Here is a 25654-nt window from a genome sequence, read left to right as displayed (position 1 = left end):
TTTTAGAATCACTTGAAGGAGTTGATGGATAAAGCCAAATTCGGTTTGAAAATTACCAAGCTTTTAATTTAATCAATTTAAAATTAATGTATTATGAAGAAAATTACTATGTTATTTATTGCAACCCTAGGTGCCACGCTATTTTGGACCTCAAGTATTGCGCAAACGCAGTCATGCTCCCAAGAGACTTTGGCAACCGCAGTGGCCGAGAATGGTTATGGTAACCTTAAAACCCTAATATTTGCAAATGATTTGGCCTTGAGTGGCGTTGACTCCTTCACATTGAACAGTGTTCAATTAAATGTGATGGTAAATACAGGTGTTACTTTAGACGGGGTTACACTGCGTTTTTATGAGGATTCCGCTTCTGGTAACGGACCTGGAGCAGAAATAGGATCAACTCCTTTGCTTGCACCAACTACAATTAATAATTTAGGTTTAGTTTTTGGCTCTTTCGATCGTCTTGAAGTAGACGTTGATTTAATAACGCCATTTACTTTTACCGGTAATGGTAGTGCAAGCGTATTTTGGGTTGGTGTAACAGTTAATCATGTAGGAGCCGATGCTTTTATGGAAATTACCACAGACACTAATACGCCAAATGAAATTTATTACTTAAATGGGACAACTTGGGTTGGTAGTTCAGACCCCATTGATGGATATGACGAAGTATCTGATGGAATTATTTCTTTTTTCGGAGATTGTATAGCCTCTAGTGATTGTAGTGGTATGCCTAATGCGGGAGTTACAATAGTTAATCCAGCAACTGGAAATGCGGGTTCTAACTATACTGTAACGGCTCAAGGAATTTCTGGAGCACCAGGGATTTCTTTTCAATGGCAATCCAATACTAACGGCGCAGGCTGGATAGATGAAGGAACTGCTTCAAATTCATATATGGCGTACACTGCAACAGCTCCTGCCCAGATTGGGGATGAAGTTTCATGGAGATTGATTTCTACCTGTGTATCTACAGGAGATGTAGCTACTTCTGATATAGCCACATTTACTGTAGCAATTACATATTGTGATGTTCAATTCCCTTCTGCGGTAGAGCCAATTACGTATGTAAATTTTGCCGATATAGACAATACTACTAGTGCTGCGGTTGGTGGAAGTCCAGCTTTAGAGAATTTCACCTCTCAAATAGCTTCTGTAGATCAAGGATCAAGCTATCCTATAGAAATTAAAGGAAATACAGATGGCAGTTTCACATCAAAAATTATGGTTTATGTGGACTGGAATCAAGATGGCGTTTTTGATAATGCCGTTGGTTCTAATGAAATGTATGCGCTTCCTGATATTTATGGATCTACTGGTGAAGATGCAATTTCATCTACAGGTTCTATTGCGGTTCCAACATCTGCAATGTTAGGAAATACCACTATGCGTGTTATGAAGAGGTTTAGTACTGCGGCTGCTCCATGTAATGTGTCAGGTTATGGTCAAGCTGAAGATTATACCGTGGAAGTTGTAGATCCAGCTATGAGTGTTGATGACAACTTTAAACTATCAGGAACACGTTTATATCCTAATCCAATAAATGATGGCGCATTCTACATTCACGCACCAACATTAAATGGGGAGCAAGTAGAAGTAAATATTACTGATATGGCAGGAAGACAAGTTTTTAACAATAAACTATCCGTAAACAATAGCAAAGTAACAGTTTCTGTCAATAATGCTTTAACGTCAGGTCTTTATTTGGTAACGCTTAAACATGCTGGCCAACAACATACATTTAGAGTTGTTAAGAATTAATTTTAGTAAATAGAAGAAATTATTGTTCTTCTTAAATATCATAACCGTCTCAATTTGAGACGGTTTTTTTATGCTAACTCTAAATATGTTTTTGGTAGCTTCAAAAAGATTCACTAATTTCATGTGCTAGTTTCAAATGCGCAATTTTATATCCACTCCAAATGGATAGCTTTATAGGCACCTTCGAAAGGCTTGATTATTAACATAATTTCGAATTTGAAAAATAGTAAGCTATTAATTTAATCAATTTAAAATGAATGTATTATGAAAAAAATTACAATGCTATTTTTAGCTACCGTGGTTTCCACACTCATGTGGGTTCCAAGTAATGCTCAAATCGATTTACAACTTTCGTCTAAACAAACAACGATTCGTGGTACTCAAAACTTAAGTCACAATTCAGGAAACTTTTACCGTGGAGCTGGTGACAATAACACTGTTATTTTCGAACAAGTAGAAGGTGGTGGAAACGGAATTGTCTCGGATTATTATATACCCATAGATTCTGGAGCTTATTCTGCTGATGATTTCGCTTTAACTGCAGAAACCGATGTGCATCTGATGCAATTCCAGGGTTTTGGAAATGATACAGCGGGACTAGAATCAGTTTTAGGCGGTTTTCAACTTTATGTATATGCAGATACTGGCGGAGCGCCAGCGGGTTATCCAAGTGGTCCCAATCCTGCTATACTTGAATTAGATCTTAACTGGGATGCTGTTAATGGTCCTGATGCTGGCCTATCCTATGAGAAAATTGAAGAAGACGGGTTCTTTCCAGTTTACATTGTTACTTTTGATATTGAAGAAGCTCTAGGAAACGTTCTTACCTTGGCGGCAGGAAACTACTGGGTAGTTATAGCGGCTAAAATTAATGGACCTACTAGTTCAGCACGATTTAATTGGATCACATCTAATGATATAAACGGTGCTTTACCTAAATTGTCTGATCCGCAAGCTCTATTTGGCTCGGACGCAAGCTGGTTGGATTTAAATGTTCTGACTGCTGGTACCGATTTTAATGCCTTAGCGTTTACTGTTTATGGCCCACTTCTACCAGATTGTAATGGGATTCCTGACGCTGGAATTACCATAGTCAATCCAGCAAGTGGTAATGAAGGTTCTACATATACTGTATCAGCGCAAGGAACTTCAGGAGCACCTGGGATTTCTTTTCAATGGCAATCCAATACTAACAGTGCAGGCTGGATAGATGAAGGAGCTGCTACAACTGGATACGCGGCTTACACTGCAACAGCTCCTACCCAACTTGGGGATGTTGTGGAGTGGAGATTGGCTTCGACTTGCGTAGCTACAACAGATACAGCTTATTCGGATGTAGCCACTTTTACTGTTGCAATTTCGTATTGTGAAGCGGCAGGTGGTAGTACAACTTTTGAAAATATAGCTAATGTTACATATGCAGGTATTAACAATACCACAACTGCCCATGCTGGATATAATAATTTTACGGCACAAATTGGAAGCGTGATGCAAGGTTCTCCTAATCAAATTTCGGTAACAATTACAGCTGATAGCGATGATTTCGTTTATGCGTTTATCGACTGGAACCAAAATGGTACTTTAGATGATGCAGGAGAGGTTTATACAATTGCTCCTGGTACCTCTAGTGTTGGACCACACACCATGGATATTACGGTTCCAACGGACGCAGTTCTTGGAAATACGCGTATGCGAGTTAAGGTTGGTTGGAATGAATCTACGCCTAACCCTTGTGGAACTTTTAGTTATGGAGAAATTGAAGATTATACCGTTTTAGTAGGAGCCTCACAAGATTGTTCAGGAACTCCTGATGCAGGTATAGCGTCTGTAAGTCCTTCCGTTGGGAATATTAATAGTACATATACCGTTTCTGCCTCGGGATTAACTTTAGGAAATGGATTGACGTATCAGTGGCAATCAAATACCGATGGAGCCGGTTGGGTTGATGAAGGCGTTCTTTTAACACAATATGCTGCATTTACTGCAACTGCACCTGCTATGATTGAAATAGATGTAGAGTGGAGGTTGATTACTACCTGTACAATTTCATCTGAGTCTGCAACTTCTAGTGTGGCAACTTTTACTACCGCAGTTACCTATTGTAATGTTAATTTTCCTTCTGCCGTTGAGCCCATTACTTATGTGAATTTTGGTGGCATAGATAATACGACTAGCGCGGTAGTTGGTGGAAGTCCAGCTTTAGAGGATTTTACCTCGCTAATGGCTTCTGTCTTTCAAGGGGAAATGTATCCAATTGAAATCAAAGGAAATACAGATGGTGGATTTACATCAAAAATTGTAGTTTATATTGACTGGAATCAGGATGGCGTTTTTGATAATGCTGTAGGTTCTGAAGAAATGTACACGCTTCCAGATATTGTTGGATCTACTGGTGAAGATGCAATTTCATCTGTTGGTTCCATTGCTGTTCCAGCATCCGCAATGTTAGGAAATACCACAATGCGTGTTATGAAGAAATTTAATTCTGTAGCTGCTCCATGTAATGCAGCAGGTTTTGGTCAGGCAGAGGATTATACTATTTTAGTAGAAGTAGCTTCAGATTGTTCAGGTACGCCAGATGGAGGTATAGCAATTGTGAACCCTGTAACAGGTAATGCTGGGTCTAGCTATACCGTTACCGCTACAGGCTATACTACTGGAAATGGATTAACCTATCAGTGGCAATCCAATACAAATAGCGCAGGATGGGTAAATGAAGGAGGTCTTGAGACTAGTTATGCTGCTTTTACCGCAACAGCTTCTTCTGTACGTGGAATTGATATTGAGTGGAGATTAGAAGTAACTTGCACTATTTCAGTTGAGACTAGCTATTCGGCGATTGCGACCTTTACAACTTCGGCTGTGACGCTTTATTGTACGCCAACGTTAGATTGTAGTGATGGAGATAATATATTAAATGTTACCTTCCAAGAGATTGACAATACCACAACTTGTAGTCCTAATGGATATGGAGACTTTACAGGTATGGTTGCCGGAGTTCTTTCTGGTGATACATATCCTATATCAGTAACCGTAGGAGACGGATTCGCGAATGAATCAGTTTCTGTTTGGATTGATTTTAACGATAATGGATCTTTTGATCAAGATGAATTCTTTTATATTGGAACAGGAAGTGCTCAAGTTTTAACCGAAGATATTGCTATTCCTGTAGGTTTAGCTATTGGAGAATACAGAATGAGAGTTCGTGTAGCAGCAGTATCGGTCGCTACCGCTACTTGGGATATGGCTTGTGATGAAAGTCAAGTCTACGGTGAAACTGAAGATTATACGATTGAAGTTACAGGTGCCATGAGTGTTGATGATAACTTTAAGTTAGCTGAAGCACGTTTGTATCCAAACCCAATAAACGATGGAACATTCTATATTCACGCACCTTCATTAAATGGAGAGCAAGTTGAGGTGAATATTTCGGATATGGCAGGAAGACAAGTTTTTAATAATACATTGTCTGTAAATAACAGTAAAGTATCGGTTTCAGTAAATCATGCTTTAACGTCTGGTCTGTATTTGGTAACACTTAAACACGCTGGCGAATCACATACATTTAGAGTCGTTAAGAACTAATTGTAGTAAATAGAAGAAATTATTGTTCTTCATAAATACCAAAACCGCCTCAATTCGAGGCGGTTTTTTTTTACGTAAAATCAATTTAGTTTTTGAATGGTTTTTTATCTGTATAACTTCAATAATAACTGTCAAATAATTTGGAATTCAACGACTATCTAAAAAATAACAAAAATTTACCACCGTTTAGTTCGTAATGTTGTGAACTAAACATACTTTTGTTTGGTATGACATTTAATACAGAAAAAAATAAGCTTATTGAAGAAATTGGAATCCGCATGGAAGCGCGACTTCATATATCACCTTTAGCTTCGAGAATTTACGCCTTACTTACCTTATCGTCTTATGAAGGATTAACCTTTGAAGCCATACGGGAAGCTATAGTTGCTAGTAAAAGTTCGACTTCTGTAAATTTGAATTTGCTTACGCAATTAGGTTATTTAGCCTATTACACAAAACCAGGCGATAGAAAGCGCTATTTTAAAGTGTCCAAATATTATCAAATGGAATCTTTAGAAATTTATCATCAATCGCTTCAACGCGAAATTGAGATGGTAGAAAAAATTAATGATTTTAATAAAACATATCTTCCGGAGAAATTTTCACTTGAAAAATCTGTCGGAAATATTACACAAGATTATTTAAGAAGAACCCAAACTTTGGTTAATGAAGCTATTCAGGCTCTGGCCAATTTTCGTAAAACGGAAAAGTAAATTCTTTTAAGCGCCTAATTTCCCGACATTTAAACTTTAACAATACTTTAGCCTTATATAGTTCGTAATGTTACGAACTAAAACTATATTTGTTTTGCTAGAACAAAAAACATGAAAACAAAAAACATGAAAACAAAAATAGCAACATTAGCCTTAATTGCTGTAACTATTATGAGTTGCAATAATGGCAAGAAAACTGAAAGCACGGATAAGATGGAAACATCAGAACCAACTATAGAAATGTAAGCCAACACTACCATGGAAGAAGAGGTATTCATTGAAAACACCAAATGGGTAATTTCTAGATTAGAAGTTCAAGACATGACGAATGCCGGTGAAAGCGATCAAGATATTCACTTTATGTTAAATTCTAAAACCATGCGTGTAAGTGGTTTTTCAGGATGTAATACCTTTATGGGTACCTATAAATTAGAGGATGGAAATAGAATTTCATTTTCAGAATTAGGTTCTACAAGAATGGCTTGCCCAGATTCAAAAATTGACGAAGCAGCTATTTTAAGCGTTTTTGAAACGGCAGATAATTTTAGAATTACCAATAATACTTTAGAATTAAACAAAGCGAAAATGACACCATTAGCAATCTTTAAAAAGTCAGAAATGCATGATAATCCAATAACTGAAAAGTATTGGAAGCTTAAAATATTAGGAGGTAAAGAGGTTAAAATGGCGGACAATCAAGAACGTGAAATTTATTTCATGTTGAAAACAAATGAAAGTCAAGTAACTGGTTTTGCAGGTTGTAATCAAATTACAGGTGCTTATACTTTAGAAGATGGAAATAGGATTCGTTTTTCAAATATGGGAATAACACTTAAGGCTTGTCCTGATGTAGTTGTTGACGAATCTCAATTTTTAAAAGTCTTTGAATTAGCAGATAATTACACGATAACTGATGATGTATTGTCATTAAATGTGGCCAAACGCGCACCTTTAGCCGTTTTTGAGGCTATTTATTTCGACTAATCCATATTAGTAAAAATTTTTAAGGCCTTAATGAATTGCTTCACATTTTATAAAGGTCTTCTTTAAATATAATAAACATTAATCGCTTAAACTTAAACACATGAACACAACACTAAAAAAACTAAAAAACATTCATTCTGAAAATTGCATTACCATCATAATGAATTCACACAGAACAAATCCGGATGCTTTAAAAGATGCCATCACTTTAAAAAATCATATTAAAGAAGTGGAAACGAGATTGCTTGCTGATACTACAAAGCGCAATGCCACTGGATTATTAGAAAAATTGAACGCTTTGGTAGAGCAAATAGATCATAGTCATAATTTAGATAGCTTGTTGCTTTTTGTAAATGATGATGTGGCAGAATATACGCGCTTACCTATAAAAGTAACGGACCGTGTGGTAATAGATGACTCCTTTGCAACCCGCGATTTGGTTAGAGCTATGCATGCGGAAGCACATTATTATGTACTCGTTTTAAGTCAGGAAAATTCACGCTTAATTGAAGCTTTAAATGATAAAGTGGTTCAAGAATTTAAAGCGCCGTTTCCAATGGAAAACAAGCAGTTTTTCACCAGAAACAAAGCGGAATCTGCGGTTGCTTCACGTGAATCTAGCTTGATTGCTGAATATTTTAACCAAGTGGATAAGGCCGTAAATACCATTAGAAAAGAGAATCCACTTCCCGTTTTAATCTGTTCTTTAGAAGAAAATTATGCGGAGTATTTAAAAATTGCAGATGAAAAACACAGCATTTTAAACACCTATTTGAATAAAAATAGAATTTCAGAAAAAGATCACGCTATTGTAACAGAAGCTTGGAAATTAGTGAAATCACATAATTCAGAATTAAATTCCAACAGAAAAACTGAATTATTAAAAGCAGTTTCTGATAACAAGTTTTTAAGTGATACCAACGAGATTTGGAAAGCAATTAAAGATGGTAAAATTCAAACGCTTTTCATTGAACAAGGCCTTTTTCAACCTGCTATTATGGACGATGATGAGATTAGCTACGTAACTGAAGATCACAGAACAGATAAAAATGTGATAGATGATATTTTTGACGAAATGATTGAATTAAATATGAATTTTGGAGGTGATGTTGTTTTTCTTCCAAAAGGAGAATTAAGTAAATTCAATGGTTTCGGTGCTATTACGCGTTACTAAAGAGTCCTATTGAAATTTTAAAAACTCTAGTTGTAACATTATGTTTGGCTAGAGTTTTTTTTTGAATATAGCAAATCAAAAATGCTAGTGTTAACCTTTAAACCCTATAAAAATGAAAACCCAAAATAAATTAATTGTTATAACTGGTGGCGCCGGTGGAATTGGTCAAGCTTGTGCTAGAACCTTTAAAAATCAGCCTATAATTATTACGGATTATTCGCAAGAAATGGTGGATGAATCGATAAAAACACTTCAAAATGAAGGTTTAGACGCTTCTGGAATTGCCTGCGATATTACGAATAAAAACGATATTGAAAATCTGGTAAAATTTGTTTCAAATCGTGGCTCCTTAAAAGCCTTTATCCATACAGCTGGCGTGAGTGGTACAGTAAAGGATTTAAAAAAAGTTTTTACTATAGATTTGTTGGCAACCGATTATTTATTGGATGCTTTTTATACCATTGCTGAACAGGATTCTGTAGCCATTCTTTTGGCTTCCATGATGGCGCATACGGTTCCTGAAAATGCTGTATATGATGAGGCTTTAAAAAATCCACAAGATCCAAAAGCATTTGAAACCATAAGTCCATATTTAAACAATGATTCCGATTTAATGTACAATTTTGCCAAGCGCGGAGTACATTTACTAACGCATAAAAATGTTGGAAAATGGGGTGAAAAAGGCGCTAGAATTGTCAGTGTTTCTCCAGGTGTTATAGAAACGCCAATGGCTTTAAAAGCGGCTCAAGAACACCCAGAACGCATGGAACTTATTAAAAAAGCGACACCGTTAAAACGTCATGGACAACCGGAAGACATTGCTGATGTGGTCTTTTTTTTAGCAAGTGATGCGGCTCGTTTTATTACAGGAACAGATATTCTAGTGGATGGTGGCGTTATTCGAAATATTATGAAAATGTCTTAAACCTAAATAAGTCTATAAACGTTTTTTTAATAAAGTTTTGCCAAAAAAAAGGAATCACAAAGTTTTGGAATAGCGTTTGCTTTATTCATTACGAACCACGTAACCAATTTATGAAAAAAATAAACGTTTTACTTACTGGAGCTTCAGGGACTGTCGGTTTTGAAGCTTTAAAACAGTTACTTGAAAAAGGCTGTTATAATGTGACCGTTTTTGATAAAAAATCGAAGTTATCGGTTAAAAAATTGGCGCCTTTTGAAAATCAAATTGACCTTATTTATGGTGACATTAGTAATGCTTCCCATTTAGAGAAAATCACCAATATGGATGCTGTAATCCATTTAGCGGCCATTATTCCGCCTTTAGCTGATGATTTGCCGGAATTAGCTCATAACGTAAATACCATAGGTACACAGAATTTAATTAAGCAGTTGGAACGCCATTCGCCAAATGCCTTTTTTATGTATAGCTCGAGTATTTCGGTGTATGGCGACCGTATTAAAAATCCGTATATAAAAGTAGGTGATCCACTAATTCCAAGTGAAGGCGATGCTTATGCGGAAACCAAAATTGCAGCAGAAAAAGCCTTGCAAAATAGCAATTTAGACTGGACTATTTTTAGATTAGCTGCTATTATGGGCAATCATAAAATGTCTAAATTAATGTTCCATCAACCTTTAAATACAGCTTTAGAAATTGCTACACCGCGAGATACAGCGCGTGCTTTTGTCAATGCTATTCCCAAGCAAACGGAATTATTTAAACAAATTTTCAATTTGGGTGGAGGAGAAAGCTGCAGAATTATCTACGAACATTTTTTAGAGCGCTCTTTTGCCATTTTCGGACTGGGCAAACTGGATTTTCCTAAAAATGCCTTTGCCGATAAAAATTTTCATTGTGGTTATTATGATGATGGTGATGTTTTAGAAAAAATACTTAACTTTAGAGATGATTCACTTGAAGATTATTTTAAAATGGAAGCTGATAAAGTTTCATCTTTAACTAAAATAGCGGCAAGCGTATTTAAGAAACTAGTAAAATGGTATCTTTTAAAACAATCTGAACCGTTGGAGGCTTTAAAAACGAACGATAAAGAACGCATACAGCATTATTTTAATTAGTCTTATAAAACAACCTGAATGAAGGGATATATTACCATATTATTTATAGTTATAATTCAATTGAATATGAATGCTCAAAGCTGGAAAACACCAACTATTGAAGGTTATGGTAGAATTGTAGAGTATGACAATGTTGCCATTAAACCAGATTCTACAGCCCACTATAAATTGTTTTTTAATATTACTACAGACAAAGAGCGGGAAGGCGTTAATGTTTCCCTTTGGAAAATGGCACGTATTATTAACTTATTGGAAAATGGCGGCGTTCCAAAAAATAACATTCATATTGGAGGTGTAGTTAGTGGTCCCGCCGCGCTTATTGTTTTATCAAAAGATGCGTATTTTAAAAAAACCGGCGAAGCCAATCCCAATCTAGATTTGATTGAGAAACTAGCAACTTACGGCACAACGCTTCATTTCTGCGGACAAGCAGCTGCCGAAAAAAATATAGATCCTGAAAAGGATTTAAATTCACATTTCACACTTACATTATCAGCATTAGTGGATATTCCCACCTATGAAATGCAAGGCTATAGTATTATTTATTAATTTTTAAAATCACTACCATGAACTCACTATTTATATACCTGTCCGTTTTACTGGGATTATTATCAAATGAAAATCCGACATTGACTATTAATATTCATAATATAGATGCGCTTCAAGGCAATATTATTATTGGTATATATAGTTCAGAACATGGTTGGCTTGAAAAAGATTCGGAAATTAAACATTATCGCATACCCGTAAATAGCACTATTGAAAGTCTCGTAATTACTGATTTGCCAAAAGGGGATTATGCTGTGTCTATGTATCATGATGCGAATTCTGATGGTATTTGTAATCTTAATTTTGTGGGAATTCCGAAAGAAGCTTATGGTTTCTCAAATAACTTTAAACCGAAATTTTCAGCTCCTAAATTTAAAGACTGTAAATTTTCATTCGCAAATGACCATATTATGGATATTAAATTGGTGGATTAATGAAGATCACCTTTATTATTAGAATGTGATAAGAAATAGAACAAAAACGCTCACATTATGAAACACATATTTTCACAATAATGTATTATGGATACATCCAAATTATTTGACTTAAAAGGAAAAACCGCCATAGTCACAGGTGGCGCTGCAGGAATAGGTAAAGCATGTTGCGAAATATTAGCAGCTTATGGCGCCAAAGTAGTTGTTTCAGATTATAATTTAGAAGCTGCAGAAAAAACGGCCAAAGAAATAAATGCGGATGGCGGCAAAGCGATAGCAATAGATTGTGATGTTACTAAAGATGATGCTTTAGTAAACCTAGTTGATAAAACGGTTAAGGAATTTGGGAGTATCGAAATCCTAGTTAACAATGTTGGCGGCGGTGGCGCTGGTAAAGAAAGTCCTTACGATATTAGCGTAGAACAATTTAAAAAAGTCTTTGATATGAACGTGTTTAGCATGTGGCGTTTATGCCAATTAGTGGCGCCACACATGAAAAAAGCGGGTTATGGAAGCATCATTAATATGTCGTCTATGGCGTCTATAAATAAAAGTCCAGCCATTAGTGCTTATGCTTCTTCCAAAGCAGCTATTAACCATATGACGCGCAATTTAGCATTCGACTATGGACCAGATAATATTAGAATGAACGCTATTGGACCTGGAGCCACACGAACACATGCTTTGAGTACGGTTTTAACGCCAGAGTTAGAAAAAGCCATGCTGAAACATACACCCATAAAAAGATTAGGTGAAGCAGAAGATATTGCTGGAGCCGTACTTTATTTTGCAGCTCCAATTTCAAGTTGGACAAGCGGACAAGTTATCTTTATTAATGGAGGTGGTGAGCAAACTTTAGATATGTAGGAAAATCTGATTTTTTAAATAGAATCATACAATTGTGAAAAAAGGCGATTATTTAAGAGATAATCGTCTTTTTTACATAAATCACGATATATCCAGTGAATTCCGAAGTAAAAACATTGCTTTTTAGCTGTTTTTCGAGTATTATCATTTTGAATTTTAGGCTTAAAGCCGTATCTTATCGACTTCGTTAAAAGACCTACAATCTTCTAACAGATTTACGGCTCTCTCACTGCATCGCGCAGTCCATTACTAAAAACATTATTAATATTAATCTGCCTAGTTAAACTATGTGGATGGAAAAATTTATATATCTACAATATGAAAAAAACACGCATAGGAATTATTGGCGCAGGACCCAGCGGATTAGCACAATTACGAGCATTTGAAGCTGCAAAAAAGGAAGGGCATGATGTTCCTGAAATAGTTTGTATTGAAAAACAAAGCAATTGGGGTGGCATGTGGAATTACTCGTGGCGAACTGGCGTTGGTAAATACGGTGAGCCCATACATGGTAGTATGTACAAATATCTTTGGTCCAACGGCCCGAAAGAGTGTTTAGAGTTTTCTGATTATTCCTTTGATGAGCATTTTAAGAAACCAATTTCTTCCTATCCACCAAGGCCGGTGTTGTTTGATTATATTCAAGGTCGTATTAAAAAGAATAATGTGCGCGATTACATTCGTTTTGATACCACCGCCCGTTGGGTGAGTTTTGATGATGAAAGCCAAAAATTCACGGTAGTATTAGACGATTTGAAAATTGATAAAACCTATTCTGAAGAATTTGATTATTTAATTGTGGCTTCTGGGCATTTTTCAACGCCCAATATGCCCTATTTTAAAGGAATTGAAGAGTTCCCAGGTTCGGTAATGCATGCGCACGATTTCCGTGGCGCCGACCCCTTTAAAGATCTGAATTTGTTAATTATTGGAAGTAGTTATTCTGCTGAAGATATAGGCGTACAATGTTATAAGCACGGTGCCAAATCCGTAACATTAAGTTATAGAAGTAATCCTATTGGTGTGAATTGGCCAGAAGGTATTAAAGAAGTGCCTTTATTAACCCATTTTGATAATGATATGGCGCATTTCAAAGATGGCACATCAGAGAAGTTTGATGCCGTAATTATGTGTACAGGTTATCAACATAAATTCCCATTTCTTCCCGATGAAATGCGTCTAAAAACAAAAAATAATCTCTATCCAGATAATTTGTATAAAGGCATTATTTTTAATGATTTGCCAAGATTAATTTATTTAGGAATGCAAGATCAATACTACACATTTAATATGTTTGATACGCAGGCTTGGGTTGCAAGAGATTATATGATGGGGAATTTTAAAATTCCATCTAAAGCAGAACGCAGGTTAGATATGGATAAATGGTTAAAAGAAAATGATACATTAGAAAATGGTAATGACCATATAGATTTTCAAACCGCCTACATTAAAGATTTATTAGCATTATCTGATTACCCAGATTTTAATGTAGATAAAGTAGCTGTTATGTTTAAAGAATGGCTAGAAGATAAAGAAGAAGATATTTTAACCTATCGTGATAAAACCTACCAAAGCGTGGTAACTGGAACTATGGCGGAAGTCCACCATACAGACTGGATGGATGAATTGGATGATAGTAAAGAACGCTATTTGTATCAAAATGAAAGTGAAGATGATCTGTCTGAAAAGTTAGAAATTAATGCTATGTAGAACTTATACGCCATAAAGTACCAAGTTTATTGTACATTAATACTTTATTAAATCTTTTAAAAAAGCAATTGTATTCAGCAATTGCTTTTTAACTTTGTGCCCATGATAAAATTGTTTAAAAATAGGTGGTTTTTGGTTACAATTCTGGCCTTAACTTGGGGCAGTAGTTTTATACTAATAAAGAAAACATTAGTTGCATTTTCACCTTATGAAATTGGAGCCATTCGCGTTGCTGTTTCTGGACTTATTTTAGCTTATTTAGGAATTCCAGCACTCAAAAAAATGCCATTAAAAACACTATTTTGGGTGGCCATTGCTGGGTTTTTTGGTAATTTTCTACCCATGTTTCTATTTCCCATTGCCCAACAAAAAGTAAGTAGTTCTTTAGCGGGAATTCTAGATTCTCTAGTGCCCATATTTGTGTTGATTTTCGGATTTTTTTTCTTTGGAATACGTAGCAGACTGTCTCAAGTTTTGGGCGCTATTATCGGTTTTGTTGGTGCCGCCAGTCTTATTTATTTTTCGGAGGCCAATACGGAAGGTTCACAATTTTGGTATGCTATGCTTATTGTTCTGGCAGGCGGCTCTTATGCTATGAATGCCTTGGTTATTAAAGAGAAAATACCGGGTTTAACGTCTATTGATTTAACGGCCGCCGTATTTACATTCTGGGCAGTTCCTTCATTGGTTATTTTGTATTTTACAGGCATTTTTGAAAATTTTGAAATGACACCAGAACGATCTGAAGCTCTTGGTTATTTAAGTTTTTTAACTATTTTCGGGACAGCTATTGCTATGCTTTTATATTATAAATTGATTCAAAATACCACGCCAGTTTTTGCGAGTTCTGTTAGTTACTTATTACCAGTTGTAGCCGTTATTTGGGGTGTTTTGGATGGTGAGAAATTTACAGTTTGGTATATTTTTGGCGCGGTGTTAATTTTAATAGGTATTTATTTAATTCGAGAGAAGAAAATAAACCCCAAGTTAGTGCAAAGATAAAACGCGATATATGACTTGGTTTATAGCAGTTCAAATTGTTTACGCAATATTCATAATCTTTGTTATTATGCGCGTGCTCTATGATACACGAAGTAGTACAAAAGCTTTAGCGTATATTCTTTTCATCATTTTTGTGCCTATTATTGGCGTGCTTTTTTATTTTTCCTTCGGAATAAACTATAGAAAGCGAAAGCTATATTCTAAAAAATTAATATTAGACGAACCACTCCGAAAGCGTATTCAGCAAAAAATGAATACCTATTCGGAATCCATCAGCAACTCCGGATTAATAGCCGAAAAACATCATACTTTATCAGAATTTGTTCGTCGTGCTGGAAGTAGTCCACTAACGGCAAACAACCAAGTGAAATTACTACTTAATGGAGAAGAGAAATTTCCAGAATTACTAAAAGCGCTTTCTCAAGCAAAATTTCATATTCATCTAGAATATTATATTTACGAAAATGATGTAACGGGCAATGCCGTGGCAGAAATACTTATTCAAAAAGCTCAAGAAGGTGTTGAGGTCCGTTTTATGTATGATGATTTTGGAAGCCATGGATTGGGGAAAGATTTTATAAAAAAACTTCAAGATGCTGGCGTTCAAACAGCGCCTTTTTTTAAGATAAAATGGTACGCTTTAGCTAACAGATTGAATTATAGAAATCATCGGAAAATTATTATTATTGATGGCATCGTAAGTTTTGTTGGTGGTATTAATATGAGTGATAGGTACCGAAATGATTTTGAAAGTAGCAATCATTTATTTTGGAGGGACACCCATATTATGATTACAGGTCAAGCTTCCGCTTATTTACAGAATCTATTTATTTGCGACTGGAATTTTTGTAGCGCCAATAAACTAGATTATGATAGCTCCTATTTTCTAGATGATACTCAAAATTCCGTTTTAGAAAATGATGTGGTTCAATTTGCCGCGTCTGGTCCAGACAGTATTCAACCAGTAATTTTTTATTCACTTTTAGAGGCTATCGGTTCTGCTAAAAAAAGCATTTATATTACCAGTCCGTATTTTATTCCAGGCGAAAGTTTGATGGACTCCCTAATAATTGCTATTCAAGCTGGCTTGGATGTGAAACTTCTAATACCGGGAGAATCGGATTCTGTAATGGTTAATGCTGCGGCAAGTGCTTATTATACGGAATTATTGAATTATGGTGCAAAAATTTATAAATATAATAAAGGCTTTGTTCACGCAAAAACTATGGTAGTGGATGATGATTTAGCTGTGGTTGGTTCCGCAAATATGGATTATCGTAGTTTCGATTTAAATTTTGAAGTCAATGCGCTCATTTACAGCAAAAAAATTGCCAATCAATTAAAAGATGCCTTTGAAGAAGATTTAAAAGAATCTTCTGAAATCCATGCTGCTAATTGGTTAAACCGACCAAAATATATACACATCTGGGAGAAATTTGTGCGATTACTTTCGCCTTTCCTGTAATTCCATGTAGAACTAAATTTTCACTTAAAATTTTATTTACCATTTACTTCAAGCTTGCATTCATAAATTATTCAATTGGTCTCAAATTTCGCTTGTAAAACCGTAATTTTAAGTGAAATTTTATATTCAAAAGAAATATGGTGGAATCATTACAACTTATTGAAGAATCAGTAAAAGCCTATTGGGTAACTTTTTTGGGGCGCGTTCCCAAAATTATTTTAGCTATTTTAATGATAGTCATTGGGTTTTTGTTGGCTAATGTTATTTCCCGTTTCTTCAAAAAAACCATTCTTTTAAGAGCGCAAGATCCGTTAATGATTAATTTTTTGTCTAAAACGGTTAAATTAGGTGTTATAATCCTAGTTATTATGATGGCCTTAAAAGTCGCTGGTTTAGGTGGAATTGCCACAGGATTGCTAACCGCAGCGGGAGCATCAGCCGTAATAATTGGTTTTGCTTTCAAAGATGTTGGTGAAAACTTTATTTCTGGAATCATTCTGTCTTTTAATCGTCCGTTTGATGTGGATGATACCGTGATGGTTGATAATATCTTCGGAAAAATTAAATCTCTAGAATTTCGTTACACAAAATTAAAAACCTTTGATGGTCGGGATGTGTATATTCCTAATAGTGATATTATCAAAAAAGCGGTTTATAATTATACCGAAGATGGTTTTTTTAGATTGGATTTTATGGTTGGTATTGATTATGATGATGATATTGAAACCGCTAAAACCGTTATCATGAATACGGTTAGAAATACCGAAGGCGTATTTGAAGATGAAGAACATGAATGCTTTGTGGTTGTGGAATCCTTGGGTGTGAGTTCTGTAAATTTAAAAATTCTATTTTGGACTAAAACTAAAGAATACCGAAAACGCGCGTTAGAAGTAAAAAGTAGCGTTATCAAAAATGTGAAGCAAGTAATCATTGAAAATGGATTGAACATGCCAGCGGATATTACAGAAATCAAACTATACGGATCACAAACTAGTATTCCGGTGAGTGTTGAATATAAAAATCCCGAAAAGAAATAAAAAGACCTTCCTAATTTTCGGCTTGTTTTCTGTCAATTCATTTTAAATTGTATCTTTGAAAACACCCAAAAAACCGCATAAAAAATGCTTGAAAATTTCTGGTTTAACGTTGAATATGGTATCAATCACGTTTTAGATATCAATGCCTACGACCACGTGTTATTTCTAATTGTTTTAACCGTTGCTTATTTATTCAAAGATTGGAAACGCGTACTTCTTTTAGTCTCTGTTTTTACATTAGGCCATACCATTTCTTTATTATTAGCTGTTTATGGCGTAGTTAGCGTAAACGCAGCCTTGGTGGAATTTTTAATTCCCATTTCAATATTAGTAGTGGCACTTTTCAATGTATTTACGGCAGGAAAGGGTGCTCAGAAAGAGAAAGTGGGTGTGCTCTTTTTTTCAACTTTATTTTTCGGACTCATTCATGGATTAGGTTTTGCGCGGGAGTTTCAAATGATGGTTGGAAAATCTAGCAATAAATTTTTAACTTTATTGGAGTTTGCTTTGGGTATTGAATTAGCTCAAATTATCATTGTTTTTGTGGTGCTTTTCCTAGGCTATATTATGCAAACTATTTTCCGTTTTTCAAAACGCGATTGGGTTATGGTAATTTCAGCCGTGGTAATTGGTTTGGTAATTCCAATGATTATAGAAAGCGACTTTTTATCGTAAAAACGCCTGTTGCCTAAAGTTTTCATAAATCTTTAATCGTCAGGTTGTAATTAAAATAGGAAGCCGTTATCTTCGCTATAAGTAAGCATGTTTATGAAAGAAAAAAAACAACTTAAGTACGATAAAGCGTATTTAAGAATGGCTTCAGAATGGGGCAAACTATCTTATTGCAAACGCAAACAAGTTGGCGCTATTATTGTAAAAGATAGAATGATTATTTCCGACGGTTACAACGGAACACCAACCGGATTTGAGAATTTTTGCGAAGATGAGGCTGGCTATACCAAATGGTACGTATTACATGCCGAAGCCAATGCTATTTTAAAAGTCGCCGCATCCACACAATCCTGCATGGGCGCAACCCTATATATTACATTATCACCTTGCAAAGAATGTAGTAAATTAATTCACCAAGCCGGAATAACGCGCGTGGTTTACAAGGATGCTTATAAAGATGACTCCGGTTTACAATTCTTAGAAAAAGCAGGGATTCACCTAAAATTAATCAACGACTTAACAGCTGAATGACCTTTAAAAAGAAATATGCACCATTATTATTAGGCATCGGACTCGCAGCCGGTATTTTTATTGGTGGAAAGTTGAATTTTTCTGATACTTCTGATCGGTTATTTACCTCCAATAGTAAAAAGGAAAAATTAAATCGCCTTATAGATTATATCGACTACGAATATGTAGACGATGTTAATACCGATAGCATTGTAGATGTTACGGTTAATGGTATTTTAGAAAATTTAGATCCACATTCTGTTTATATTCCAAAAGCTGATATGCAGCGCGTTACCGAAAACATGAAAGGTGACTTTGTAGGGATTGGAATTAGTTTCTACACTTATAATGATACAATTACCGTTATACGTACCATTGAAGGCAGCCCAAGTGATAAAGTAGGTATTCAAGGTGGCGATCGTATTATAACCGCTAATGGCGATTCTATTTTTGGACGGGATTTAAGTAATTCGGATATTATTAATAAACTTAAAGGTCCGATTGATACGAAGGTTAAACTGGAAGTTTACCGAAAAGGCGAACCGAAACTCCTGAAATTTACTGTAAAACGTGACCATATTCCAATTCGAAGTGTGGATGCCGCTTATATGCTGACAGAAACTTTGGGTTACGTAAAAATTAACCGTTTTGCAGAATCCACGTTTAAAGAATTTAAAGCCGAACTAAATAACTTGAAAAAGTTAGGCGTTCAAGATTTGGTATTGGATTTACGAGGTAATCCCGGTGGTTTTTTAGGAATTGCTGAACAAATTGTAGATGAGTTTTTAGAAAATGACAAACTTATTTTATTCACTAAAAACAAACGTGGTACTATTCAAGAAAGTTATGCAACTAAAAAAGGCGATTTTGAAAATAGTGATGTATATGTTTTAATTGATGAAAACTCGGCTTCCGCCAGTGAAATAGTTGCTGGTGCTTTACAGGATAACGATAGAGGAACTATTATAGGTCGCCGATCTTACGGAAAAGGATTAGTACAACGCGAAATGAATTTAGGTGATGGTAGCGCCGTGCGTTTAACCGTATCACGCTATTATACGCCAACAGGACGTTCTATTCAACGTAATTATAGTAATGGCAACAAAGATTATTATGATGATTATTTTGAGCGCTTAAGCAGTGGCGAATTTCTAGATCCTGAGATGATTATAGTGGCAGATTCTCTGAAATTTACGACACCAAAAGGTAAAGTCGTATATGGCGGTGGCGGGATTATTCCAGATGTTTTTGTAGCATTGGATTTAAGTATGCAGAATGAAACCTTAACTTTTTTACAGCGTCGTGGCTTTGTAAGTAATTTTGTTTTTGAAGAATTAGAGAAAAACCGTCATGCTTATGATGATATTGCTCGGCAAGACTTTATAGATAATTTTGAAGTGCCTGACGAATTTGTAATTGCATTCCAAGATTACTTAAATTCAAAAACCAACGCTAATATTACTTTCGTTGCTTATAAAGAAGAAGTGAAACAATATATTAAAGCCACCTTAGCCTCTCAACTTTATAGCAAAGGTGCCTTTGAAGAAGTGATAAATAAAAGTGATATGATGATTGAACAAGTATTAAAACTAGACGCGAAAGATTAGTGTTTAGGCTTTAAATTTTGTCATGAACTTTAACGTGTTGTCCATTATTCCACAAAGTTAAAATATCAGTAGCAACGTGGGCGCCACTTCCTGCAGCAATAGCATATTGACTGCGCCATCCGGCAAGTGTTCCGGCAACATACATACCTTCTTCTATAAGATGATCATCATTTTTGAGCCAAATACGAGCTTTTTCAATTTTAGCGCGCGGATGCAATTCAATATAAGTGTCTAAACCAGAAATGGTAATTAAATCAGAATAACCAACGGCGATAACTACAATTTTTGCACTGTATTCTTTTTTGTTAGTTGCAACTAAAAAACCATTATCTGTTTTTGAAAGGGATTTCACTTTCTCATTTTCAATGCAAGTCACATGTGGATATACACTTTTTAATTGCGCTCTTCCTGAATCCATAATAGATTGTCCAGTAGTTCCAGGATGAAATCCTAATACATTATTGAATAAGGCGGTTTGTAAATGAGACGTTTTTTGATGAAGAATAATACCCATATTTTTGTCTGCAGCAAACGCTTGTTTTTTGGCAGAACCTAAAACCAAGGCGCAAGACATTCCAGCTGCACCACCACCAATTACGAGAACATCAAACATTAAGAACGGCTTTTAGATTTTTTTTCTATTTTTTTTGAAACAGCTAAAATTTGCAATAAAACAATAGCACATAAAGAAGCCATAATAGTTATAATGGCAACTGTACTCGAATCTTCAAAAGGATCGTTAAAGTTAATTTTCGTTACATTAAACCCAATTAAAACAACGGCTATAAGCGATAGGATAAGGGTGAGTATTTTCATAAGAACCTGAAATTTTAAAGGATTTTAAACGCCATTCTCAATTAGAAAAAGTCTGAAAATTCAAACAAATAAGGACGTTAATTTTTAATATTACAAAATTAGACCATTATTACTAAAGTTACATCATTAAACTATTCGAAAGTTTGTCTATTTTTGCAACATGTTTCAATTAGGAAAAACCATAGTTTCAGAAGACATTATTGAAAAAGATTTTGTCTGTAACCTATCCGCTTGCAAAGGCGCATGTTGTATAGATGGTGATGCCGGTGCACCACTTGAAAAAGCTGAATCCCAGATTTTAGAAGATATTTACCCAAAAGTAAAGCCGTTTTTACGCCAAATTGGTATTGATGCCATTGAAGCGCAAGGAAAGTTTATTACCACCGAAAATGGCGAACTAGAAACGCCACTTATTGATGGTGCAGACTGTGCTTACGTAACTTTTGATAAAAAAGGGACGGCCTTATGTGGTATAGAGCAAGCTTATAACGCTGGCGCAATTGATTGGAAAAAACCAGTTTCTTGCCATTTATATCCTATTCGTGTTCAAGAATATACCGAGTTTTCTGCGGTAAATTATAACCGTTGGTACATATGTGATGATGCCTGCATTTTAGGTAAGGAATTGCAAGTGCCTATTTATAAATTTGTAAAAGAAGGCTTGATTCGGAAATTCGGTGAAGATTGGTACAAGGAACTTGAAAAGGTTGCTGAAAAACAGACTTAAACTCTTGTAGACGAGAAGCAGTCTAAAATAATTCTTGATTTTTCATTTTAGGTTTTCTGTATTCTGATCTTGGATAATCAGACATCCTAATATGGTCTTTTTGCAGTTCTGCTAATGCGTTTTTTGCAATCCATTTTGCTGATTTATGCTCCTGTTCTAAAATTTCGTAGGCAACATCTATTGCTTTTCTATTCAAATCAACATTGCGTTTTCCTATATTTCTTAAAGCCCAATTAACCACTTTTTTCACATAAATGCGGTCATCATGTGCTTCGCATTTAATAATGGTAAAAAACTGTTCGAATAGTTCATTTTTTGAAGTTTTATCAGCCATGCAATAAGAAGCCAAGGTTGCAAAAGCTGCTCGTTTTTCAAATTCGTATTCACGTGTGCTCCATGCCAATATTTTAGGAATTGCAAATTGGCTTTTTGAGAAAAGTCCCATGCAGAAACTATCACATATTTCCCAGTTTTCAAAGGTGCTAACCCATGTTTCCATCAAAGGGTCAGTAATATCTTTGGGTTTGAATATTTTGCTGCACAATAATCGCGCTTCATATATTCCGCTGTCAAAAAGTTGTAAAGCAAGGTCAGTATCAGAACCGATTTTTTTGGCAATTATTTTTAAATCTTGATGATAAATACCTAAAGAATTGTTTGAGATTATTCCGAATTTCTTCGCTTTAAAAATTACTTTTTCAGGATCTTTTAAGTCATAAAGACAATCTATGATTTCGTTATAAGTCATTTATTTTACTTTAATTAATCTCAATTCGGAGATATCTATACTTGAAAACCTGTTTTTAGGAGCCGAATATTATTCATTTAATGCCTCAACCTTTTCCTTATTGATATGATTATGATATTTCAAATATAATAAACAAAAAAAAGGATCACATGTTAACCTATTTATAATTCTAGCATTAATGGTTATGTACTGCTTTCACAGGTTATCATATTTGAAATTTCAAATTGGAGTTAACATAAAGTTTCAGACATACAATTTAATTATTAACCAAAACTTAATTTATTATGAAAAAATTTATCATTATTACATGCTGTTTAATCCTTGCAGTGGGATTTACGCAAGCACAAACCTATCAAAACAACACGGTTACAGCTCCTGCGGTAGCAGAAAATAGGCTAGGAGGTTGTGGGTTTAAAACACAACCTGGAGTTCAAATGTCTGAAATTACGGTTCCTATTTCAGGTACCATTCTCGACCCATCAAAAATTACAATTAACATGGGTTTAACAGCTGACTGGTTGGGTGATGTGGTTGTGGATCTTGTTAGTCCTTCAGGAGAAGCTATTACACTTATTCGTAGAATAGGAGCGGGTACGGCCGCATCTTGCGGTGATTCTTCAAAATTTGCACCTACTAATATACTGGGGTTTAATTCTGAAAACATTGATTTAATTGATGCGGCGTCTATCCCAGCTACCGCTGATATACCGTCAGGAAATTATTTACCAACTTTAAGTTCAGCGAATTATCCTAGTCATAGCCCGATAGATATGACTACGTATTTTAATGGGAAAGAACTGAATGGTAAATGGACACTTGTTTTGTATGATTATGGAGTAGGAGAACTTGCTATTCTTAATTTTTGGCAAATTATAGTGGCAGCTGGTGCTACTTTAACTACAGATGATGGTGGTGTTTATGGAAATGAAGCTTCTTTAAAACAAAATCCGGTTCAAGATTATATACTACTTGATGTTCCAGGGAGTTTTAATACATTAAATTTTGACATCTACGATGTTACTGGGAAACTGGTTCAAAAAGCATCTTTTTCTAGTTATACTAATGATATTAGAATACATGCCAGCAATTTAAGCTCTGGAATGTACATTCTTCGTCCGACAAAAGATGGTGAACCAAGACAACCTATAAAATTTATTAAGAAATAATAAAAAAACCCAAAATTATTGAGTTTTTTACTATTTAATAAAAAACCACCAAGAGTTTTTCTTTTGCAGATATAGAGGATAAAGCTTCTGGTGGTTTTAAATAAATAGAATGCCTAACAAAAGCTAACATTTTATTTTATAGGAATATTCAAAATAACTTGAGTTCCAGCGGCTACATTATCGGAGTCGTATAAATCGCGGATGCTAATGTGGTAATCTTCCTTGAAGTTTTTAGAGAAATTTTCAAGTCGCGCTTTCGTAATATGGATACCAATAGAATGTTGTTTTATTTTCTTCTGATTCTTTATAATATCTGCAGCGGCACGACCAATGCCATTATCTGAAATAGTAATAGTTAAATGGGTTGGAGAATTTTTCTGGGCAACCAATTCAATTTTCTTGTTTTGCGTTTTCGCTGATAATCCATGCCAGATGGCGTTTTCTAAAAAAGGTTGCAAAATTAAGGATGGCACTTTTATAGAAGACATGTTCAAGTCTTTATCAATTTCAACATGATAATCTATCTCATTTGAAAACCGAATGTTTTCAATATTCATATAGAGAGACATAGTTTCAATTTCATCTTCTAATGAAATTTCTTTTTCCGTGGAAGCAATCAGAATTTTCCGTATTAATTTCGAAAATTTATTGAGATAATAAACCGCATTTTCCTTCTCATTATTAATAATATACAGTTTTATAGAATTCAGAGAATTGAAAATAAAATGCGGATTCATCTGATTGCGAAGCATTTCTTGTTCTAAGGTTAGAATTTTCTTTTCGTTTTTCAGCTGGCGTTGTCTGTAAAGTACATACAAGGTTATAAATACTAAACCAGCACCTAATAAGCTTAATAAAAGTGTGCGTTTATTTTTCTCTAGTCGAAGTTTTACAATCTCATTTTCACTAGCAAGTTCCTTGATTTGATTGTTCTTCTTTTCGGTTTCATATTTAATAATCAAATCATTTACGTACTGAATATTACGTTCACCAGTTAAAATTTCATCTAGTGAAACATGCTTTCTATAATTGTTTAAAGCAATATCAAATTCACCCTTTTTTTCATGAACTTCCGCTAAATATTTATAGGCTTCAATTTCCGAAGATTTCAAATTGAATTTTTTTGCTATCTCCAATCCTTGAATCAAATTAGTTTCGGCCTGCTCCAAGTTGTTTAAACGCAATTGGGTTAAACCATAATTTATATATGAAATAGCAATATAAAATTGATCATTGGCTTTAATGGAACGGCTTAAACCATCTTGAATAACATGGTTGGCTTCGTAATATTTCTCTTGGAAAATATACACTTTACCAATGCTGTTAAAGCAAATTACTATGCCAATTTCAGAATCTATTTCATAATTAAAGAGCAATGATTTATTGTAATATTCCATGGCTTCATCATAAAACCCCAGCTTTTCTTTAGCATAACCAATGTTGTGATTATTAATGGCAAGGCCCAATTTGTTATTTAATTCTTCTTCTACAGCTAAAGATTTATAAAACTGAATGAGCGCTAAATCATATTGTTTTAATGCCGTATAAATATTACCCATGCTATTTTGAGAAACGGCGATGCTTCGGCGAAGTTCTAAGGTTTTTACAGGCGCATTTTCGGCTAAATCTAGCGCTTGCTTATGGTAATCCAAAGCCGAACGAATGGCGTCCATACGCCGGTAAACAACACCTAACATGTTTAGGCTAATCACTTCCATCTCTAAATTTTTACTCTCAATGGCAACGGATAAAGCTCGAGAATATAAATTAATGGCTTGATCATAATTAGAGATGTTTCTAAAGTAGGTACCTAAAGAATTTAAAGCAAAACATTCGCCTTCCAGATATGAACTGTGGTGACTTTTATGAACTAAATAGGAAAGTTTAATGGTGTCTTGCTTAATGCCTATAAAAACGGAATCCAGAATGGATTGGCTCCGCGGTTTTAGTTTGATAACACTATCCACAGTTTTATAAAAGCCTTGAATATTCTGCTGCTGCGAAAAACTGAAGTTGCTTAACAGACATAAAGTGACTAACACTAAAGCGTTTTTTGAAATTTTAAAGTTTAAAACCGTTTTCAT

The 25654-nt window shown here is 34.9% G+C and carries 23 protein-coding genes; 19 read left to right on the top strand and 4 right to left on the bottom strand.

All coding sequences use genetic code 11. The features are described from left to right. Positions 1-93 precede the first annotated feature (93 nt). The 17 genes from ES674_RS01660 to ES674_RS01580 all read left to right on the top strand — a co-directional run bounded on the left by ES674_RS01660 (position 94) and on the right by ES674_RS01580 (position 20113). Positions 94-1761 carry a GEVED domain-containing protein gene (locus ES674_RS01660; protein ID WP_148402250.1) on the top strand — a complete coding sequence of 556 codons (1668 nt, stop codon included), beginning with the start codon at positions 94-96 and terminating at the stop codon, positions 1759-1761. A 264-nt stretch (positions 1762-2025) separates the two neighbouring features. Next, positions 2026-5346 carry a GEVED domain-containing protein gene (locus ES674_RS01655; protein ID WP_148402249.1) on the top strand — a complete coding sequence of 1107 codons (3321 nt, stop codon included), beginning with the start codon at positions 2026-2028 and terminating at the stop codon, positions 5344-5346. A 227-nt stretch (positions 5347-5573) separates the two neighbouring features. Next, positions 5574-6059, top strand: a complete 486-nt coding sequence (locus ES674_RS01650) for a GbsR/MarR family transcriptional regulator (protein WP_148402248.1) — start codon at positions 5574-5576, stop codon at positions 6057-6059. 258 nt (positions 6060-6317) lie between these two features. Beyond that, on the top strand, positions 6318-7043 hold the full coding sequence (locus ES674_RS01645) for an META domain-containing protein (protein ID WP_246125952.1): 726 nt from the start codon (positions 6318-6320) through the stop codon (positions 7041-7043). Between the two features lie 100 nt (positions 7044-7143). Then, a complete protein-coding gene (locus ES674_RS01640) occupies positions 7144-8217 on the top strand; it encodes an AOC03_06830 family ribosome hibernation factor (RefSeq protein WP_246125951.1) in 1074 nt (357 codons plus the stop codon). 112 nt (positions 8218-8329) lie between these two features. Continuing rightward, complete coding sequence (locus ES674_RS01635; RefSeq protein ID WP_148402247.1) at positions 8330-9142, top strand: SDR family oxidoreductase; 813 nt, start codon at positions 8330-8332, stop codon at positions 9140-9142. Between the two features lie 110 nt (positions 9143-9252). After that, positions 9253-10260 (top strand): NAD-dependent epimerase/dehydratase family protein, encoded by a 1008-nt coding sequence (locus tag ES674_RS01630; RefSeq protein ID WP_148402246.1) that lies wholly within the window; start codon positions 9253-9255, stop codon positions 10258-10260. An 18-nt stretch (positions 10261-10278) separates the two neighbouring features. Continuing rightward, positions 10279-10809, top strand: coding sequence for a DsrE family protein (locus ES674_RS01625; RefSeq protein WP_148402245.1), 531 nt, complete (start codon positions 10279-10281; stop codon positions 10807-10809). Between the two features lie 17 nt (positions 10810-10826). Next, positions 10827-11243, top strand: coding sequence for a DUF2141 domain-containing protein (locus ES674_RS01620; RefSeq protein WP_148402244.1), 417 nt, complete (start codon positions 10827-10829; stop codon positions 11241-11243). An 87-nt stretch (positions 11244-11330) separates the two neighbouring features. After that, complete coding sequence (locus ES674_RS01615) at positions 11331-12110, top strand: glucose 1-dehydrogenase (protein WP_148402243.1); 780 nt, start codon at positions 11331-11333, stop codon at positions 12108-12110. Between the two features lie 318 nt (positions 12111-12428). Then, entirely contained in the window at positions 12429-13820 is a 1392-nt protein-coding gene (locus ES674_RS01610; RefSeq protein ID WP_148402242.1) for an NAD(P)-binding domain-containing protein, read from the top strand. A gap of 102 nt (positions 13821-13922) precedes the next feature. Next, entirely contained in the window at positions 13923-14822 is a 900-nt protein-coding gene (locus tag ES674_RS01605) for a DMT family transporter (protein WP_148402241.1), read from the top strand. Between the two features lie 10 nt (positions 14823-14832). Continuing rightward, positions 14833-16287 (top strand): cardiolipin synthase, encoded by a 1455-nt coding sequence (gene cls, locus ES674_RS01600; protein WP_148402240.1) that lies wholly within the window; start codon positions 14833-14835, stop codon positions 16285-16287. Positions 16288-16424: 137 nt separating this feature from the next. Continuing rightward, positions 16425-17324, top strand: coding sequence for a mechanosensitive ion channel family protein (locus ES674_RS01595; RefSeq protein ID WP_148402239.1), 900 nt, complete (start codon positions 16425-16427; stop codon positions 17322-17324). 84 nt (positions 17325-17408) lie between these two features. Further along, positions 17409-17999, top strand: a complete 591-nt coding sequence (locus ES674_RS01590) for a HupE/UreJ family protein (protein ID WP_148402238.1) — start codon at positions 17409-17411, stop codon at positions 17997-17999. Between the two features lie 93 nt (positions 18000-18092). Further along, on the top strand, positions 18093-18527 hold the full coding sequence (locus tag ES674_RS01585; RefSeq protein WP_148402237.1) for a deoxycytidylate deaminase: 435 nt from the start codon (positions 18093-18095) through the stop codon (positions 18525-18527). Then, positions 18524-20113 (top strand): S41 family peptidase, encoded by a 1590-nt coding sequence (locus tag ES674_RS01580; protein ID WP_148402236.1) that lies wholly within the window; start codon positions 18524-18526, stop codon positions 20111-20113. The genes ES674_RS01585 and ES674_RS01580 overlap by 4 nt, the downstream gene beginning before the upstream one ends. A 10-nt stretch (positions 20114-20123) precedes the next feature. Here the strand turns inward: ES674_RS01580 and ES674_RS01575 are convergent, their stop codons facing one another. Together ES674_RS01575 and ES674_RS01570 are read right to left on the bottom strand one after the other, a co-directional pair. After that, a complete protein-coding gene (locus ES674_RS01575) occupies positions 20124-20726 on the bottom strand; it encodes an FAD-dependent oxidoreductase (RefSeq protein WP_148402235.1) in 603 nt (200 codons plus the stop codon). Continuing rightward, positions 20726-20929 carry a hypothetical protein gene (locus ES674_RS01570; RefSeq protein ID WP_148402234.1) on the bottom strand — a complete coding sequence of 68 codons (204 nt, stop codon included), beginning with the start codon at positions 20927-20929 and terminating at the stop codon, positions 20726-20728. The genes ES674_RS01575 and ES674_RS01570 overlap by 1 nt, the downstream gene beginning before the upstream one ends. A gap of 160 nt (positions 20930-21089) precedes the next feature. Between ES674_RS01570 and ES674_RS01565 the strand changes: the two genes are divergently transcribed. Then, entirely contained in the window at positions 21090-21656 is a 567-nt protein-coding gene (locus ES674_RS01565) for a DUF3109 family protein (RefSeq protein ID WP_148402233.1), read from the top strand. 22 nt (positions 21657-21678) lie between these two features. On the opposite strand, the gene ES674_RS01560 is transcribed toward ES674_RS01565, so the two are convergent. Continuing rightward, positions 21679-22404 carry a DNA alkylation repair protein gene (locus tag ES674_RS01560; protein ID WP_148402232.1) on the bottom strand — a complete coding sequence of 242 codons (726 nt, stop codon included), beginning with the start codon at positions 22402-22404 and terminating at the stop codon, positions 21679-21681. A 284-nt stretch (positions 22405-22688) separates the two neighbouring features. Between ES674_RS01560 and ES674_RS01555 the strand changes: the two genes are divergently transcribed. Continuing rightward, the gene (locus ES674_RS01555) at positions 22689-23570 is read left to right on the top strand and encodes a T9SS type A sorting domain-containing protein (protein ID WP_148402231.1); all 882 of its coding nucleotides are present in this window, start codon (positions 22689-22691) and stop codon (positions 23568-23570) included. 131 nt (positions 23571-23701) lie between these two features. Here ES674_RS01555 and ES674_RS01550 read toward each other — a convergent pair whose 3' ends face one another. Further along, complete coding sequence (locus ES674_RS01550; protein ID WP_148402230.1) at positions 23702-25654, bottom strand: tetratricopeptide repeat-containing sensor histidine kinase; 1953 nt, start codon at positions 25652-25654, stop codon at positions 23702-23704.

Origin of the sequence: Bizionia myxarmorum, from assembly GCF_008086205.1 — a bacterium.
In the GTDB taxonomy this organism is placed as follows: domain Bacteria; phylum Bacteroidota; class Bacteroidia; order Flavobacteriales; family Flavobacteriaceae; genus Algorimicrobium; species Algorimicrobium myxarmorum.
The sequence above is the reverse complement of the archived record's forward strand: the minus strand, read 5'-3'. Positions and strand labels throughout refer to the sequence as shown.